The sequence below is a fragment of the Psychromonas arctica DSM 14288 genome, from assembly GCF_000482725.1.
In the GTDB taxonomy this organism is placed as follows: Bacteria; Pseudomonadota; Gammaproteobacteria; order Enterobacterales; family Psychromonadaceae; genus Psychromonas; species Psychromonas arctica.
The window spans coordinates 268,109-285,551 of record NZ_AXWP01000008.1; the positions used below are offsets into that span (position 1 = coordinate 268,109).

Sequence of the window (17,443 nt, forward strand, 5' to 3'; positions counted from 1 at the left end):
GGAATAGGCCTTGGTTTTTGTTTCTCATGACTGAGCGCAATAGCGTTTATTAGCGAGTTTATTATGCTTAATCGTAATATTTTTTTTCCCAGTTTAGTTATTTTATTGAGTCTGATCTTCTTAGTGTTCATCTCTCAATTTCCTGAGCCTCGATACCAAGATGCACCCGTGGGAGCTGGCTTTTTTCCTGCGGTAATAGCTGTCCTTCAAATCATTATTTGCAGTGTGTTAATTTTTCAATATAAGCAAAAACAAAACAATCAAAATAAGCCTAAACAGCAAGAGACAAAAGAGATCCCACTAGTCTCTAAGCATTCTATTTTTGGTTTTACGTTGCTGATTGGTTATGCAGCGCTGATCACCCTAGTTGGCTATCTACCTGCTAGTTTGGTTGGTTTTACTTATTACTTGATCTATTACCGCGTTAAAAAGCCCCTTTATTATGTAATTGCGTGGATATTTGTATTCACTATCTATTTTCTGTTTGGTGAAGTTTTTGTTATTTCACTGCCAGAAGGTTTACTTTTTTTCTAGGTTATTATTATGACAGAATATTTATTAAGCGGGTTTGCTTCTGCGTTTAGTATGGCGGTTTTCCCTGTTTTAGTGTTTGGAGTATTGGGCGGCGTGATATTAGGTGCCTTACCCGGTTTAACTGCAACCATGGGGGTAGCTATATTACTGCCTTTTACTTTTGGTATGGACGCAACACCGGCATTAGTGATGCTGATTGGTGTTTACATCGGCGGTATTTACGGCGGTTCGATTGCTGCTATTTTATTAAAAACCCCTGGTACGCCAGCTTCAGCTGCGACCGTGCTTGATGGCCATACGATGGCGATTAAAGGTTTAGCTGCAAAAGCATTAAGTATTGCCGCTGTGGCTTCTTTTATTGGTGGGTTAATCAGTACCGTAGTATTAATTGCGGTAGCGCCTGTTCTCGCTGACTTTGCGCTACGTTTTAATGCACCTGAATATTTTGCATTAGCCTTATTTGGTTTAACCATTATTGCCAGTGTTTCCGCTAAAAATATTATGAAAGGGTTATTAGCAGGGACCATTGGATTGTTGGTCTCAATGGTGGGATTAGACCCCATTAGTAGTGTGCCTCGCTTCACTTTTGGTGTGATGGATTTATACAGTGGTATTAATATTATTCCGGTGTTAATTGGCTTATTTGCAATCGCAGAAGGGTTAAATCAGCTTGAGAAAATGTCTAGTGATAAACAAGAGATGCCCCCTAAATTTAGTTACAAATTACTTAGCTTTGCTGATTTCAAAAAGATATTACCGACCAGTATTAAAAGTGGCTTAATTGGTACTTCAATTGGTTCAGTTCCTGGAGCCGGTGCAGATATTTCAGCCTTTGCTTGTTATAACGAAGCGAAGCGTGTGGCGAAAAACCCAGAAGAGTTTGGTAATGGGTCAATGCATGGACTAGCGGCTGCAGAGTCAGGTAATAATGGTGTTACTGGTGGTTCTTTAGTACCGCTACTCACTTTAGGTGTGCCAGGTGATGCGGTATCAGCTGTATTATTAGGCGCGCTAATTGTACAAGGGTTAACACCCGGCCCGTTACTGTTTACACAAAATCCTGAAATTGTTTATGGTATTTTTAGCTCAATGATTGTGGCAAATATTGTGATGCTGATTATCGGCTTTCTGGGTATCCGCTTCTTTTGTCGAATCATTGAAGTGCCAAAAATCCTGATGATCCCGATTATTATCTTTTTGTCTGTGATTGGTGCCTACGCTATCAATAACTCTATGTTTGATGTGGGTATTGCTATTACTTTTGGTTTATTAGGCTTCCTATTAAACAAATTAGACATTCCTTCATCGCCTATTCTATTAGCGATTATTTTAGGGCCGATGGCAGAAACAAATTTACGTAAATCATTAATTATGTACGAAGGCAGTTGGTCATTCTTATATGACCGCCCGATTGCTTTAGCGTTTATTTTGTTTGCTATCTTCTCAGTTTATTCAACTATTAAGCTTAAAAAGAAAGAGCGTTTAGCAGAGAAAAATGAGTGATCCATAAGCTCACTTTTTGATACAAAAAAGGCCCAGTAAAAGATTGCTGGGCCTTTTATTATTAAGGGTAGGCGTTATCTTTGTATTGATTATTTAGCGCATAAAGCTGGCTAAAAAACATGTTAATTTAACGCTTTATTTATTTTATAAACGTGATCTTATTTTTTCTTTTTTTTGTCATTTATTTAAATGGTCTTACCAATTGTTTATTTTTGAACAGTTTCTATGTGTAGCTGGCTTCATTCATCATTTAACTTTGATTTGGATCATAAAATTCTAGACATAAATTGTTAATTTTGTTAATTTCTATGTGCAATTATTAATTGGTAATACCATTTTACATTTTGATGTTACCAACGCGTCACAATAACCTGTGCGATTAACTGATTTAGGGCTTTCATGACTTACGCAAAAATTAAACAACCTAAGCTTGCAGATGTGATTGAATCACAACTAGAAAGCATGATTCTAGAGGGGAGTTTAGAGCTAGGTGAGAAGTTACTACCCGAGCGTGAGTTGGCTAAACAGTTTGACGTGTCTCGTCCTTCATTACGTGAAGCTATTCAACGTTTAGAATCCAAAGGATTGTTAACACGTCGTCAAGGCGGTGGCACTTATGTTAAAGAAGAGCTGCGAGCACAATTAACGGATCCACTATTTGAATTATTAAATACCCACCCTGAATCAAAGTATGACCTATTAGAATTCCGTCATGCAATTGAAGGGTTTTCTGCTTATTATGCTGCTTTACGTGGTACTTCTGATGACTTTAATAAAATAAAAACAAGTTTCACTGCTATTGATATCGCTAATGCTGCTGGTAACATCGAACAAGAAATTGCTTCGGTTGCGCAGTTTTATCTTGCGGTTATTGAAGCATCACATAATGTGGTATTTTTACATCTAGCGCGTGGCATCAATCCATTATTACATCGTAATATCTCGGATAATGTTAAACAGTTGTATTTATACCCTGAAGTGGCTAAAAAAATTCATCAGCATCGTTTACAGTTAGTGGATGCTATTTTATCAAAGCAACCGATGAAAGCGAAAGAAGCATCAGATCAACATCTGAATTATATTGAAGAAACACGTTTAGTTATGTTACGTGAAGAGAGTGCTTTTAAACGCGAGTTAGGCGGCTTTTGAAACAAACTGCCGTTTTATAGTATGACGGGCACAGTTTTACTGTGAAAATATACTTATATAAATAACTATTTAGATTACTTATTGCCGAAATGGCATACAAACGTGCTGTGAAGCAGGTAGTGGTTAATGTAAATAATTATAAAACAACGCTTGGCTTTCGGGCTGAGATTATCTAGTGATATAGAAGGAAAGTGTCATGACTGACATCCTAAAAGATATTGATGCGCAAGAAACTTCTGAATGGCTTGAAGCATTAGCAACCATTCTTGAAGATGAGGGCTCAGAACGTGCTCAATTTATTCTTGAGCAAGTGATGGATAAAGCACGTAAAGAAGGTGTTAATTTGCCACACGGCATCAACACTAATTATGTGAATACTATCCCATCTGACCAACAACCTGCTTACCCAGGAGATCTAAAAATAGAACAACGTATTCGTTCAATCATTCGCTGGAACGCGATCATGATTGTTATGCGTGCTTCTAAAAAAGACTTAGATCTTGGTGGACACATGGCTTCTTATCAGTCAGCTGCTGCATTTTACGAAGTATGTTTTAACCACTTTTTCCGTGCACCAAATGAAACAGATGGCGGTGATTTAGTTTATTACCAAGGTCATATTTCTCCTGGTATTTATGCACGTGCATTTCTTGAAGGTCGTCTAACTGCTGAACAGTTAGATAACTTCCGTCAAGAAGTAGATGGTAAAGGTTTACCTTCTTACCCGCACCCAAAACTACTTCCTGAATTTTGGCAGTTCCCAACGGTATCGATGGGTCTTGGTCCGATTGCAGCTATCTACCAAGCGCGTTTCTTAAAATACCTTGACGGTCGTGGTTTAAAACCGACGTCTGCACAACGTGTTTATGCGTTCTTAGGTGATGGTGAAATGGATGAGCCAGAATCTCGTGGTTCACTATCATTTGCTTCTCGTGAAAAATTAGATAACTTATGTTTCTTAATTAACTGTAACTTACAACGTTTAGATGGCCCTGTAATGGGTAACGGTAGTATCATTCAAGAGCTAGAAGGCCTATTTACAGGTGCTGGTTGGAATGTTGTTAAAGTTATTTGGGGCGGTAACTGGGATGCCTTAATTGCTAAGGATACGTCTGGTAAATTATTACAATTAATGGAAGAAACTGTTGATGGTGATTACCAAACATTTAAATCTAAAGATGGTGCTTATGTTCGTGAGCATTTCTTCGGTAAATACCCTGAAACGGCTGCACTAGTTGCAGATATGACTGACAAAGAAATCTTCGCACTTAAACGTGGTGGTCATGATTCATCTAAACTGTACGCTGCATTTAAAAACGCAGAAGATACAGCGGGTAAACCAACAGTAATTTTAGCTAAAACAGTTAAAGGTTACGGTATGGGCGCAGCGGCTGAGGGCAAAAATATTGCTCACGGCGTGAAGAAAATGACTGAAGAGCACATCGAAACGTTACGTGATCGTTTAGGTCTACAAGACTTATTAAGTGATGAGCAAGCGGCAACACTACCTTACTTAACACTTGAAGAAGGCTCTGAAGAGTACAACTACTTACACGGTAAACGTGAAGCATTATTAGGTTACACACCTAAGCGTCTTCCTAAGTTTACTGAAAAACTAGCTGTGCCTGAATTAGATAAATTCTCTGCATTATTAGGTGAGCAAAAACGTGAAATTTCAACAACAATGGCTTACGTACGTATCCTAAATGTGTTGTTGAAAGATAAAGGTATTGGTAAAAACATCGTACCAATCATTGCCGATGAAGCACGTACATTTGGTATGGAAGGTCTATTCCGTCAAGTTGGTATTTACAACCCACACGGTCAAGAATACACACCAGAAGATCGTGGCGTCGTTTCTTACTACAAAGAAGCAACATCTGGTCAAGTATTACAAGAAGGTATCAATGAACTTGGTTCTATGTCTTCTTGGGTTGCTGCTGCAACGTCATACAGTACTAATGACTTACCAATGATTCCATTCTACATCTACTACTCTATGTTTGGTTTCCAACGTATTGGTGATATGGCATGGATGGCAGGTGATCAACAAGCACGTGGTTTCTTATTAGGTGCTACTGCTGGTCGTACTACGCTAAATGGTGAAGGTCTACAGCATGAAGATGGCCACAGTCACATTCAAGCAAATACTATCCCTAACTGTATCTCATATGACCCAACATTTGCTTACGAGCTAGCAGTTATCGTTCAAAACGGTATTGAGCGTATGTACGGTGAGAAACAAGAAAATGTTTTCTATTACTTAACAGTAATGAATGAAAACTATGCAATGCCAGCAATGCCTGAAGGGGCTGAAGAAGGTATCCGTAAAGGTATTTACAAGTTTGCTTCATTGCCTGGTAAGAGCAAAGTACAACTACTAAGTTCAGGTACCATCATGAACGAAGTACGTGCTGCTGCAACTATTCTAAGTGAAGAGTATGGCGTTGCTTCTGATATCTTCTCTGTGACTTCATTCAATGAATTAACACGTGACGGTCAAGACGTTGAACGTTTTAACATGTTAAATCCTGAAGCTGAGCAAAAAGTACCTTACATCACATCTGTATTAGGTGATGAACCAACGATTGCTGCAACGGATTACATGAAGAACTATGCAGAGCAAGTACGTGCATTTATCCCTGCTGATTCATACAAAGTACTAGGTACTGATGGTTTCGGCCGTAGTGATAGCCGTGAAAACTTACGTCGTCACTTTGAAGTTAATGCCGGTTACGTTGTTGTAGCTGCGTTAACTGAGTTAGCAAAACGTGGTGATGTTGAGCGTAAAGTCGTTACTGAAGCGATTGCTAAGTTTGATATCGATGTAAACAAAATCAACCCATTATTTGCATAAATCAGTCTCGGTGTTAGTCAAACCTAACACCGACTTTTATTGATTAGGAAAATTATTATGTCTGAATTAAAAGAATTTTTACTACCTGATATTGGTGCTGACGCGGCTGATATTACTGATATCTTAGTTGCAGTTGGCGACACCATTGCTGAAGACCAAGATGTATTAACGATTGAAGGCGATAAAGCGTCAATGGACGTACCTTCATCAGTTGCTGGTGTAGTTAAAGAAATTAAAGTAAACGTTGGTGACAGCGTTTCTGAAGGTAACCTAGTGTTAATCGTTGAAGTTGCTGGTTCTGCAGCTGCTGAAGTACCTGCGGCCGCTGAAACTCCAGCACCCGCGGAAGAAGCTGCACCTGCAGCAGCTACTGCTGTTAAAGAATTATGTGTTCCTGATATCGGTGGTGATGAAGTTGAGGTGACTGATATCCTTGTTGCTGTTGGCGATACGATCACTGAAGACCAAGATGTTATTACTGTTGAAGGTGATAAAGCATCAATGGACGTTCCTGCGCCATTTGGTGGTGTAGTAAAAGAAATTAAAATCGCAACGGGTGATAAAGTATCTGAAGGGTCTTTAATTCTATTAATTGAAGCTGAAGGCGATGCGCCTGCTGCGACACCAGCTACTGCCTCTGCACCAGTTGAAGCGCCTAAAGCTGCGGCTCCAGCTACTCCTGCAAAAGTTGAAGTTGCACCTGTTAGTGCTGCGATCAAGGCTTCTCCATCGGTACGCCGTATTGCACGTGAGTTCGATTTAGACTTAAATGCAATCGCTGCTTCTGGCCCTAAAGGCCGTACAACTAAAGAAGACGTACAAAAATTCGTTAAAGCACAATTACAAGCTGCTAAAAACGGTGGCGGTGCTGGCGCTGGTGGTTTAGCTGTTGCTGCTTCACCTAAAGTAGATTTTGCTAAATTTGGTGAAGTGGAAGTTAAAGAACTTTCTCGTATCCAAAAAATATCTGGTCCTGCTCTACATCGTAACTGGGTAACTATTCCACATGTTACACAGTTTGATGAAGCTGATATCACAGATTTAGAAGTGTTCCGTAAAGAGCAAAATGCAATTGCTGCAAAACAAGATCTTGGCGTTAAAATTAGCCCATTAGTATTCATGATGAAAGCAGTCGCTAAAGCGTTAGCGTTATACCCTAACTTTAACTCTTCTTTATCTGAAGATGGTCAAAGCTTGATCCTTAAAAAATATTACAACATTGGTATTGCAGTAGACACGCCAAATGGTCTAGTTGTACCGGTTGTTAAAGATGTATTAAACAAAGGTATTTACGACATTTGTCGTGAAATTGGTGAGATTTCTAAGAAAGCACGTGCAGGTAAATTAACATCTAAAGATATGCAAGGTGGTAGCATGACTATCTCTAGCCTTGGCGGTATCGGTGGTACGCAATTTACACCTATTGTTAATGCACCTGAAGTGGCTATTTTAGGTGTTTCTAAATCTGCTATGAAACCACTGTGGAATGGTAAAGAGTTTGAACCTCGTTTAATGGTTCCACTTGCGCTTTCTTATGACCATCGTGTAATTGATGGTGCTGACGGTGCACGCTTTATTACTGCTGTTAACAACTACTTATCTGATCTACGTACCCTGATCTTATAATCTTTGTTAACTAGGTCGGCATTTGTGCCGACCATTCATTTTACATTCATATAACATTTGAATAGACTATAAACCCTATTTTGAGTGTTCGTTTATTGAGGTCAACATGAGTAAAGAAATTAAAGCACAAGTTGTTGTATTAGGTTCTGGCCCTGCGGGATACTCTGCAGCATTCCGTGCCGCAGATCTAGGTCTAGAAACTGTATTAATAGAAAAATATGAAACGCTTGGCGGTGTTTGTTTAAACGTTGGTTGTATTCCTTCTAAAGCATTACTACATGTGTCTAAAGTAATTGAAGAAGCAAAAGCATTATCTGAACATGGTGTACTATTTGGTGAACCATCAACAGATATCGATAAAATTCGAATTTGGAAAGAAAAAGTAGTTTCACAGCTAACTGGCGGCCTACAAGGCATGGCTAAAATGCGTAAAGTAACCACGGTTAACGGTTGGGGACGCTTTACTGGCGCGAATACTATCGAAGCTACAAACCGTGAAGGTGAAGTAACAACAATCACTTTTGATAACGCAATTATTGCTGCTGGTTCTCGCCCTGTTAAACTTCCGTTTATTCCACATGATGACCCACGTGTTTGGGATTCTACTGATGCATTAGAGCTTAAATCAGTACCAAAACGTTTACTTATTTTAGGCGGTGGTATCATCGGTCTTGAAATGGGGACTGTTTACAAATCATTAGGTTCAGACGTTGATGTTGTTGAATTTGCAGACCAATTAGTACCTGCTGCCGATAAAGATATTGTGCAAGTTTATACTAAGAAAGTTAAAAATAAATTCAATATTATGCTTTCAACTAAAGTAACTGCTGTTGATGCAAAAGAAGATGCGTTATACGTTTCTTTTGAAGGTAAAAAAGCTCCTGCTGAAGCAAAACCTTATGATGCTGTATTAGTCGCTGTGGGGCGTGTACCTAATGGTCTTACTGTTGATGCTGAAAAAGCTGGCATTAAAGTGACAGAGCGTGGTTTTATTGAAGTTGATAAGCAAATGCGTACTAATGTAGCGCATATCCACGCTATCGGTGATATTGTTGGTCAACCAATGTTGGCTCATAAAGGTGTGCATGAAGGTCATGTTGCTGCTGAAGTTATTGCTGGCAAAAAACATTACTTTGATCCTAAAACAATTCCTTCAATTGCCTACACAGAGCCTGAAATGGCATGGGTTGGTGTTACTGAAAAAGAAGCAAAAGAGCAAGGTCTTAACTACGAAAAATCAGTATTTCCTTGGGCGGCTTCAGGTCGTGCAATCGCATCTGATTGTTCAGATGGTATGACTAAGCTTATCTTTGATAAAGATACGCACCGTATTATTGGTGGTTCTGTTGTTGGTACTAATGCTGGTGAATTACTAGGTGAAATTGGCCTAGCAATTGAAATGGGTTGTGATGCTGAAGATATTGCATTAACAATTCATGCACATCCAACATTACATGAATCAGTTGGTTTAGCAGCAGAAATTTATGAAGGTTCAATTACTGACCTTCCAAATGCTAAAGCAGTAAAACGTAAATAATACTCGTTTTATTTCTAGCATATTAAAAAGCTTGTTGCCTTAGGGTAGCAAGCTTTTTTTATGGGAGAAGGTTTTTCAGCGCTTTATATCATATGGTTTATGCATTCCTGTTTTCATTGATACTGCTTTCATTGGTACAGATAGATGTTGTAGTGATCGATATTGTAATGGCTGATAGTGCCTTGAACGAAATATTTCAATAAGTTAGTAAAATCGATTGCTAGAATCAGAAGCTAATAGGCGCAATATAAGCAACCTTCGTAACGGTTTAATACAATGTGGTTAGCAAGCTTATGATACGGGCTTGGCTTGCATTAACGGGGCTTGAACTGGTGTGGTGATATGGCGGTGGGAAAATATGAACTAAAGCGGAGAGAGTGTTATTACTGTTACAAAAAAGGGCTACTTATTATAGTTGATTATAAGATTTCTCTTACTCAACCAAAATAAATAACCCATATCTACTTTAAGTATCTAAGTGACTATTCAAGTTACTATTCAGTTACTCTATAACACTTAATCTTAATACGTTACAACATTCTAACTGCGACAGGTTTACCTGTGTATTTAGTGCTCATCTCTTGAGTCGGAGGAACAAAGTCAGTCAGGTTAATACCTTCTACTGCTGCTTTGTACTCTTCGATTGAAGGGAAGCGGCCAAGTACAGCTGAAAGCACAACTAAAGGTGTTGAACCAAGTAATGATTCACCTTTCTTCTCTGCTGAGTCCGCTACTACACGACCTTGGAATAAACGCGTTGAAGTGGCGATAACCGTATCACCAGGTTCTGCTTTCTCTTGGTTACCCATGCATAAGTTACAACCTGGGCGTTCTAAATACATAATATTTTCGTATTTAGTACGTGCCACACCTTTAGGGTTTACATCATCAAACTCGAAACCAGAGTATTTTTGTAAAATTTCCCAGTCACCTTCAGCTTTAAGCTCATCAACAATATTGTACGTTGGTGGTGCAATCACTAAAGGTGCTTTAAATGATACGCTGCCATTTTGTTTTTCAATATTACGTAACATTTGAGCAATAATTTGCATATCACCTTTATGTACCATGCAAGAACCAACAAATGCTAGGTCAACAGGTTTAGACTTGTAGAACGAAACAGGACGAATAACATCATGCGTATAACGTTTAGAAACGTCTTCATTATTTACATCAGGGTCAGCAACCATCGGCTCGTCGATAGCATCTAAATCAACAATCACTTCAGCGTAGTATTTAGCGTTATCATCTGGTGATAAAGCAGGGTTAGTACCTGATTTTATTTCTTCGATACGTTTGTCAGCTAAAGCAATTAAACCTTGTAGTGTCTTCGCTTTATTATCCATTCCCTTGTTGATCATTATCTGGATACGGCTTTTAGACAATTCAAGAGACCCAACTAATGTATCATCCTGAGAAATACAGATAGAAGCTTTCGCTTTCATTTCTGCTGTCCAGTCAGTGAATGTAAATGCTTGGTCAGCTAATAACGTACCAATATGCACTTCAATTACACGACCTTGGAAAACGTTATCGCCAAATTGCTTAAGCATTTGAGCTTGTGTTGCATGCACAACATCACGGAAATCCATATAAGGTTTCATATCACCTTTAAAGGTAACCTTAACTGATTCTGGAATTGGCATTGTTGCTTCACCTGTTGCAAGTGCTAATGCAACTGTTCCTGAATCGGCACCGAATGCGACACCTTTAGACATACGGGTATGTGAGTCACCACCAATAATGATTGCTTGATCATCAACAGTAATATCATTCAATACCTTATGAATAACGTCTGTCATCGCTGGGTATAAACCTTCAGGATCTCGTGCAGTGATCAGACCAAACTTGTTCATGAAACTCATCAACTTGGGAATATTAGCTTGCGCTTTACTATCCCATACCGATGCCGTGTGACAACCGGATTGGTAAGCGCCGTCAACCGTTGGGGATATAACCATCGCAGCCATAGACTCTAATTCTTGAGAAGTCATTAAACCCGTTGTGTCTTGAGAACCAACGATATTAACGGTAACACGTACGTCAGAACCTGCGTGCAGATTTGATTCAGAAGCAACACCGACTGCATTTTTATTGAATATTTTTTCAACTGCTGTAAGACCTTGGCCTTCATGTGAGATTTCTTTAGATGGTGCATAAACAGGCTGTAATGGAACACCTAAAGTTTCAGCTGCAAAGTTTTGTAGTTTTTTACCAAAAACGATTGCGTAAGAACCACCGGCTTTCATGAATTCAACTGACTGCGGTGTGAAAGCTGAAGAAACGTCCACAAGCTCTTTGTCACCGTTGTATAGTTTTTTCGTTTTAGTATTAATCGTCAGTACTGTGCCTGTTTCTACAGAATAGACTTGCTCTAATACTGGGTCACCATTTTCATTAAGCACTGTTTTGCCATCTGCATCGGTCTTTTTAACCCAGTTTTTAAGGTCTAAACCAATACCGCCAGTTACACCAACAGTTGTTAAAAATATTGGAGAGATACCATTCGTGCCAGCTACAACGGGAGCAAAGTTTACAAAAGGAATGTAAGGACTTGCTTGTTCACCTGCCCATAAAGCCACGTTGTTAACGCCAGACATACGAGAAGAACCCACGCCCATAGTTCCTTTTTCAGCAATTAACATTACTTTTTTGCCTGGATATTGCTTTTGTAGTGCTTGAATATCTGCTTGTGCTTCTGGAGAAATTAAGCATTTTCCGTGTAGCTCACGGTCTGAACGTGAATGTGCTTGATTACCTGGTGATAATAAGTCAGTAGAAATATCACCTTCACCAGCGATGTAGGTAACCACTTCTATTTTTTCAGCTATTTCAGGGAGTTTGGTGTAAAAGTCTGCTCTGGCATAACTTTCAAGAATGTCTTTAGCGACCGTATTACCTGCTTTGAAGGCTTCCTCTAAGCGGCTTGTGTCTGCTTCATACAAAAATACTTGTGTTTTTAATACTTCAGCGGCGGGGGGTGCAACTGATAAATCGTCAGATAATGCTAAATCAAGAAGAACTTGAATTGAAGGTCCACCTTTCATGTGTGACAACAACTCAAAAGCAAATGTAGGGGAAATTTCCTCTACTACAGACTGGCCTAAAATAATTTCTTTTAAAAACTCAGACTTAACACCTGCAGCGCTTGTTGTGCCCGGTAAAGTGTTATAGATGAAAAAATGCAGTGAATCTTTACGGTACTCATTATTTACATCTTTAATTTGAGCAATTATTTCAGATAATAATTCAGCACCATCAATCGGCAGAGGAGCCAATCCAAGATCCTTTTTACGACTTTCAATTTCCTTGATGTACTCTATATATAGATTCATTTAAAACTCTCTCTAGCTATAATGTGCTAACAATATTGTCATCATTAGCAAGGACAAAATTCAGCAGTAGTTTACCTTATTTTTCTACCACTAAGAATCATTTGCTTAATTTAACATTAAATTAACATTAATCTTGTGATTTATGCCTGATAGAATAAACACTTATATTAATCTTATTAAATTATTACTCATTCCGTTAACGCTTTGCCTTGCTCTCTCCTGTGTATATTTATTTTTTGGCTATGAATGATAACGGCCATACATAATTAAAATTTAATGCCTAAGAAAGGTAGGATTTTACTATAAAAATGATTCTGTTTAATGATAACTGTGCCGCTTATTTTCTTTTATTACGAACTATTAATTGTTATAAATATGATTATTTCTTGGTCATACAATAAGCATTTAAACAAACACTATCGTGAGACGGTTTATAGCAATATTTTTTTTAAATATTAGAGAAATGATTTACTTGGTAAGTAGGATAAAAGGAGCGCAAGTCAAAAGCTGATTTGCTAAAGCTAAGGCTGTACTAGTGGCTTGAAAGATTGAGTTTTTACTATGAAACTTATACTGTTTTTAGAACAATTAAAGCTGCTTTAAGCAACTTATTAGATTTTTTATTTGCATGATATAAAACTTACCCTATAGTAAATGTTTATGATAAAATTATTACAAAATTATGATGATCATGAAATACGTTTGTGTTTTTATGTTAATTTGATAATATGTTTGAGATTATATAAGAGATTGCTCAAGCAGTCCGAAAATTAAAATAAAAAATAGTCAAATCCACAGAGATTGGCATTTATATAAAACAAAAAATGGGTACTATTATTATGTTAGAAAAAAGTTTAATTGTGGGTGAATTCCACATTGATACAAGCCAAAACAGTTTAATTCACGGAAGTCGAAAAGTTTATTTAGGTCCATTACGTACATCACTATTACATTTTCTATGTAAAAACGTAAACACTGTGGTTACTCGCGAAGATCTAGCTCAACATGTATGGGGACGTCTAGTGACAGACCATACTATCAATCAACATATTTCTCAACTACGCAAAAGTGTAGGTACTTTGAGTCTTCATGGTTTAAATATTTCTACTATTCCTAAGCGTGGCTACATTGCACGAATGGAAGGGTTAGCTGTTTCTGAAAGTACAGTATCTCCAATGGCTCAAGGCGATTTAACTGCAAATGCTATTACGAATATGAAAGTATTAGTCGTTGAAGGTGAAGCGGAAGGTCGTATTCAACTAATTGAACAACTTGAAGCATTAAATGTTTCTTATGTTGAAGGTGTTGCTACTAGTGTAGAAGCTGAACGTTCAATTGCGCTACAGGATTTCGATTTAATCATTGTTGATGCATTATTAGCGGATTGCTCTGGTATCGAGTTAATTAAGTCAATTCGTACTGGTAAAACATCTGCATCTGCTGATATTAGTATTCTAAACTCTCATCATGATGTACAGCGTGAGTTATTAGGCTTAAATAGCCTATTGGACGTTCAAGGTTTATTATTAAAACCATTTGAATCGAACCGTTTGAAGCAAATGCTAATGGTAGCAAGTAAATCTAATGTGTTATTAAAACCACAAGCAGCTTATGAACTAATACCAACTAATGTTGTTGCGACTGCTCAACTAAAAGTAGCAGTTAATTCTTAGTCGTTAACTTTTAGTAGTTAACTAACGTGTAGATAAAACAAAGCCTTTGCATCAGCAGAGGTTTTTTTTGCCTAAAATATCATTGACACTCATTAACTACTGCACTTCGCACTATTACTCATCAAAACTATTAATTCATGGTTTCACATAAATTTCCATGCAGCTATTCTAAAACTGTTTATACTTCTGCTATTAAATAAATGAAAAGAGATTAACGTAATGGAATTTGACTTCAAAAAAGACTATTTCAGTGATAAAGCGACAGTGAAACTGTCTATGGGTCATGAAGCATTTGGAACATGGTTAGAGCAAGAAGGTCAAAAAAAAGGCTGGGTAGAAGCATTAATAACTGTGATTGAACAATTGCAGCAACGTGAAATAACAGAGTATAAATTAATAGGTAGTGAATTTTGTTTATACTTAAATGCAGAAGAGGCAAGTATTATCAATCATAGCTTACATCATTCAGAGTCTGATTTAGAGGATGCAAACGATTTGAGTTTTTATGATCAAGAAATCCAAGCTGAATGTGGATTGGAGGATTTTTTGAATTTAGTGGAGTCTTGGTTAGACTTTATCTGAGCCTGAGATTGCTAAAAATGATCACAAATAGATAACCGCTTATTTTAACCATTCACTTTAATTAAAAAAGTAAATGGTGGTGTATTTAAGCTGAAGTTCAAATTTTGAAGGTGTATCGGTTATATAAAAACAGGATCAGTGTCGTAATACTAATGTAGCCATACCTAAGAATGAGAATAGACCAATGACGTCAGTTACGGTTGTTAATGCCATACCACCCGCTAATGCAGGATCAATTTTATATTTATGCATCAATAGCGGGATACATACGCCCGCAACACCTGCAATTGACAGATTGATGAACATCGCGCCAGCAATAATATAACCGACTTGCATATCACCTTTCCAGAGAACAACTGCAGTAGCTACTAATACCGCCCAAATCATACCATTTAATAGCCCTATGGCGGCCTCTTTACCAATTAACCAACGCGTATTACTGCTACTAATATGTCCAACAGCGATACCTCGAATAACTAAGGCTAATGTTTGATTACCCGCAATACCGCCCATACTAGGAACAATGGTCATTAATACAGCAAGCGTTGCTACTTGCTCTAAAGTGGCTTCAAACATATTGGAAACAGAAGCGGCAATAAAAGCGGCAATTAAGTTAACTGATAACCATACCGTACGACGCTTAGCGCTTGGTAAAATGGGAGCAAAGGTATCTTCGTCATCATCCATACCCGCCATACCCATCATTGAGTGCTCCGCATTTTCACGTATAATATCAACGACATCATCGATGGTAATACGTCCTAGCAGTTGTTTATTCTTGTCGATAACAGGGGCAGAAATCCAATCATGTCGTTCAAATAGCTTTGCTATTTCATTTTCTTCCATTAAGACTTGTAGTGGTTCAGTGTCATGATTCATCACTTCACTAATAATAGAGGTAGGCTCTACAGTTAATAAAGTAGATAAGGAAACATCGCCAAGCAGTTTGTTATCAGTATCAACAACGTATAAAGCATCAGTAGTATCGGGCAATGAACCTTTTAAACGTAAATAGCGCAAAACCACTTCGATAGTGACATCGGGACGAACGGTTACCGTATCGGTATTCATCATTGAACCGGCGGTATCTTCTGGAAAGGCGAGAGCTAATTCGACGCGTTGTCTATCTTGTGCATCCATTTGTTCTAATACAGCACGATAAACTGTATCGGGAATACCACGAAGGACATAGGCCAAACCGTCGGTTTCCATGCCTTCAGTCGCTGCGACTAAATTATCAGTGCCCATTAAATTAATGATGCCATCTTTTGCATCTTCGTTTAATTCTTCGAGGATTTCCCCGTGTTGATCATGGTCAGTTAAATTCCATAATACTTTACGGTTAGCTGGAGGAGAAGACTCTAATAGAAAGGCAACATCACAGGCTGGCATTTTGTCCAAAATACTGCGTGCTCGGACAAACATTCCACTATCGAGTGCTTTATTAACTTCTTGAAGTCGTAGCTGGGTATTATCAACCTTAGTGTTTTCCAGCATACGAGCTCCTTTTTATTATTCTTCTTCTAAGAACTTATTTTCTATGAGTTCTGTGACGGCTTGCATCGCTTGTTTTGCTTCTGGGCCTTTGGCTTCAATTTCAATTTCTTGACCAAAACACGTTTCTAATACTAACAACCCTAGAACACTGCCTGCATCCGCTTGTTTACCATTATGAGTGATGATAATTTGCGCATCAAAAGCATTGACGAGTTCAACTAATTTGATGGTTGCTCGTGTGTGTAGCCCTAGTTTATTTTGTATTGTAATTGTTTGCTTAATGATATCCAACAGGAATTACTCCTTTAAACATTTGTGTTCAATTTGTACTTGGTATTTGTGTTTGAAACGTGCTGCTATTTGCTCTGTAACATAAACTGAACGATGTCTACCACCGGTACAACCGATAGCAATCGTGACATAGTTTCTATTGTTTTGTTCTAAATGCGGTAACCAAGTAAGGAACAGATTTTCGATATTAGTGATTGTTTCTTTGACTAAAGGGAATGTATTCAAATAATCTTGGATCAGCTTATCCTTGCCAGAATATTGTTTTAAATTCTTTTCCCAGTAAGGATTTGGCAGAAAACGTACATCAAAAATATAATCAGCATCTTCGGGATGTAAGTGTTTAAATCCAAAAGATTGAAAAATAACTAATACATTGCTTTTACTAGACCCTTGCAAGTAAATCTTAAGGTGTTCGTTTAAGTTGTGAACGGAGAGCGAGGTGGTATCAATTGAAAAAGCAGCCAATGCTTTCAAAGGAGCAAGCATTTCGTTTTCTAATTCTAAGGCCTGAGATAGTGATAACTTTTGTTTGGACAGCGGGTGTAAACGTCGAGTTTCGCTATAACGTCTAATTAACTCACTGGTTAATGCGTCGATATAGATAATTTCTAATTCGACTTTTTGTTGCAGTGATTCAATCAGCTTTTTTATCGCATCAACGTCAGAGGGCATGTTGCGGATGTCTAAACTGACTGCTACTTTGTTATCTTTAGGATCTACCGTATCAACCAATTGTTCTAATAATTGATATGGGACCCCGTCAATGCAGTTGTAGCCTAAATCTTCTAGGACATGGAGGGCAATTGTTTTTCCTGAGCCTGATCGACCACTAATAACAATTAACTTCATATGCGCTCCT

General features: G+C 38.0%; 12 protein-coding genes. 8 read left to right on the forward strand and 4 right to left on the reverse strand.

Going from position 1 to position 17,443, the window contains the following annotated elements; all coding sequences use genetic code 11:
- Positions 1-63: 63 nt before the first annotated feature.
- From H592_RS0103185 to lpdA, 6 genes are all read left to right on the forward strand, one after another.
- Positions 64-534 (forward strand): tripartite tricarboxylate transporter TctB family protein, encoded by a 471-nt coding sequence (locus H592_RS0103185; protein ID WP_028867483.1) that lies wholly within the window; start codon positions 64-66, stop codon positions 532-534.
- Positions 535-543: 9 nt separating this feature from the next.
- On the forward strand, positions 544-2,037 hold the full coding sequence (locus tag H592_RS0103190; protein WP_028867484.1) for a tripartite tricarboxylate transporter permease: 1,494 nt from the start codon (positions 544-546) through the stop codon (positions 2,035-2,037).
- A 399-nt stretch (positions 2,038-2,436) separates the two neighbouring features.
- Positions 2,437-3,186 carry a pyruvate dehydrogenase complex transcriptional repressor PdhR gene (pdhR, locus tag H592_RS0103195; RefSeq protein ID WP_028867485.1) on the forward strand — a complete coding sequence of 250 codons (750 nt, stop codon included), beginning with the start codon at positions 2,437-2,439 and terminating at the stop codon, positions 3,184-3,186.
- A 196-nt stretch (positions 3,187-3,382) separates the two neighbouring features.
- Entirely contained in the window at positions 3,383-6,043 is a 2,661-nt protein-coding gene (gene aceE, locus H592_RS0103200; protein WP_028867486.1) for a pyruvate dehydrogenase (acetyl-transferring), homodimeric type, read from the forward strand.
- A gap of 57 nt (positions 6,044-6,100) precedes the next feature.
- Entirely contained in the window at positions 6,101-7,669 is a 1,569-nt protein-coding gene (aceF, locus tag H592_RS21415; protein ID WP_051368935.1) for a dihydrolipoyllysine-residue acetyltransferase, read from the forward strand.
- A gap of 106 nt (positions 7,670-7,775) precedes the next feature.
- On the forward strand, positions 7,776-9,206 hold the full coding sequence (gene lpdA, locus H592_RS0103210) for a dihydrolipoyl dehydrogenase (RefSeq protein WP_028867487.1): 1,431 nt from the start codon (positions 7,776-7,778) through the stop codon (positions 9,204-9,206).
- A gap of 530 nt (positions 9,207-9,736) precedes the next feature.
- Here the strand turns inward: lpdA and H592_RS0103215 are convergent.
- Positions 9,737-12,541 carry a bifunctional aconitate hydratase 2/2-methylisocitrate dehydratase gene (locus H592_RS0103215; RefSeq protein WP_028867488.1) on the reverse strand — a complete coding sequence of 935 codons (2,805 nt, stop codon included), beginning with the start codon at positions 12,539-12,541 and terminating at the stop codon, positions 9,737-9,739.
- A gap of 839 nt (positions 12,542-13,380) precedes the next feature.
- On the opposite strand from H592_RS0103215, the gene H592_RS0103220 reads away from it, so the two are divergent.
- Both H592_RS0103220 and H592_RS0103225 read left to right on the forward strand, forming a co-directional pair.
- Positions 13,381-14,214, forward strand: a complete 834-nt coding sequence (locus H592_RS0103220; RefSeq protein ID WP_028867489.1) for a winged helix-turn-helix domain-containing protein — start codon at positions 13,381-13,383, stop codon at positions 14,212-14,214.
- 219 nt (positions 14,215-14,433) lie between these two features.
- Positions 14,434-14,796 (forward strand): YacL family protein, encoded by a 363-nt coding sequence (locus H592_RS0103225; protein WP_028867490.1) that lies wholly within the window; start codon positions 14,434-14,436, stop codon positions 14,794-14,796.
- 135 nt (positions 14,797-14,931) lie between these two features.
- Here H592_RS0103225 and mgtE read toward each other — a convergent pair whose 3' ends face one another.
- From mgtE to rapZ, 3 genes are read right to left on the reverse strand one after another with little or no spacing between them, the layout of a single operon-like run.
- Complete coding sequence (gene mgtE, locus H592_RS0103230) at positions 14,932-16,293, reverse strand: magnesium transporter (RefSeq protein WP_028867491.1); 1,362 nt, start codon at positions 16,291-16,293, stop codon at positions 14,932-14,934.
- A 15-nt stretch (positions 16,294-16,308) separates the two neighbouring features.
- Positions 16,309-16,584: an HPr family phosphocarrier protein gene (locus tag H592_RS0103235; RefSeq protein WP_028867492.1), complete on the reverse strand. Its 276-nt coding sequence runs from the start codon at positions 16,582-16,584 to the stop codon at positions 16,309-16,311.
- Positions 16,585-16,590: 6 nt separating this feature from the next.
- Complete coding sequence (rapZ, locus tag H592_RS0103240; protein WP_028867493.1) at positions 16,591-17,433, reverse strand: RNase adapter RapZ; 843 nt, start codon at positions 17,431-17,433, stop codon at positions 16,591-16,593.
- Positions 17,434-17,443: the final 10 nt, after the last annotated feature.

What these genes read in the sequence shown, in the direction of transcription:
- lpdA (WP_028867487.1), top strand. Translation starts at nt 7,776, where the DNA reads ATGAGTAAAGAAATTAAAGCACAAGTTGTTGTATTAGGTTCTGGCCCT.
- H592_RS0103220 (WP_028867489.1), top strand. Translation starts at nt 13,381, where the DNA reads ATGTTAGAAAAAAGTTTAATTGTGGGTGAATTCCACATTGATACAAGC.
- H592_RS0103185 (WP_028867483.1), top strand. Translation starts at nt 64, where the DNA reads ATGCTTAATCGTAATATTTTTTTTCCCAGTTTAGTTATTTTATTGAGT.
- rapZ (WP_028867493.1), bottom strand. Translation starts at nt 17,433, where the DNA reads ATGAAGTTAATTGTTATTAGTGGTCGATCAGGCTCAGGAAAAACAATT.
- H592_RS0103225 (WP_028867490.1), top strand. Translation starts at nt 14,434, where the DNA reads ATGGAATTTGACTTCAAAAAAGACTATTTCAGTGATAAAGCGACAGTG.
- H592_RS0103190 (WP_028867484.1), top strand. Translation starts at nt 544, where the DNA reads ATGACAGAATATTTATTAAGCGGGTTTGCTTCTGCGTTTAGTATGGCG.
- aceE (WP_028867486.1), top strand. Translation starts at nt 3,383, where the DNA reads ATGACTGACATCCTAAAAGATATTGATGCGCAAGAAACTTCTGAATGG.
- pdhR (WP_028867485.1), top strand. Translation starts at nt 2,437, where the DNA reads ATGACTTACGCAAAAATTAAACAACCTAAGCTTGCAGATGTGATTGAA.
- mgtE (WP_028867491.1), bottom strand. Translation starts at nt 16,293, where the DNA reads ATGCTGGAAAACACTAAGGTTGATAATACCCAGCTACGACTTCAAGAA.
- H592_RS0103215 (WP_028867488.1), bottom strand. Translation starts at nt 12,541, where the DNA reads ATGAATCTATATATAGAGTACATCAAGGAAATTGAAAGTCGTAAAAAG.
- aceF (WP_051368935.1), top strand. Translation starts at nt 6,101, where the DNA reads ATGTCTGAATTAAAAGAATTTTTACTACCTGATATTGGTGCTGACGCG.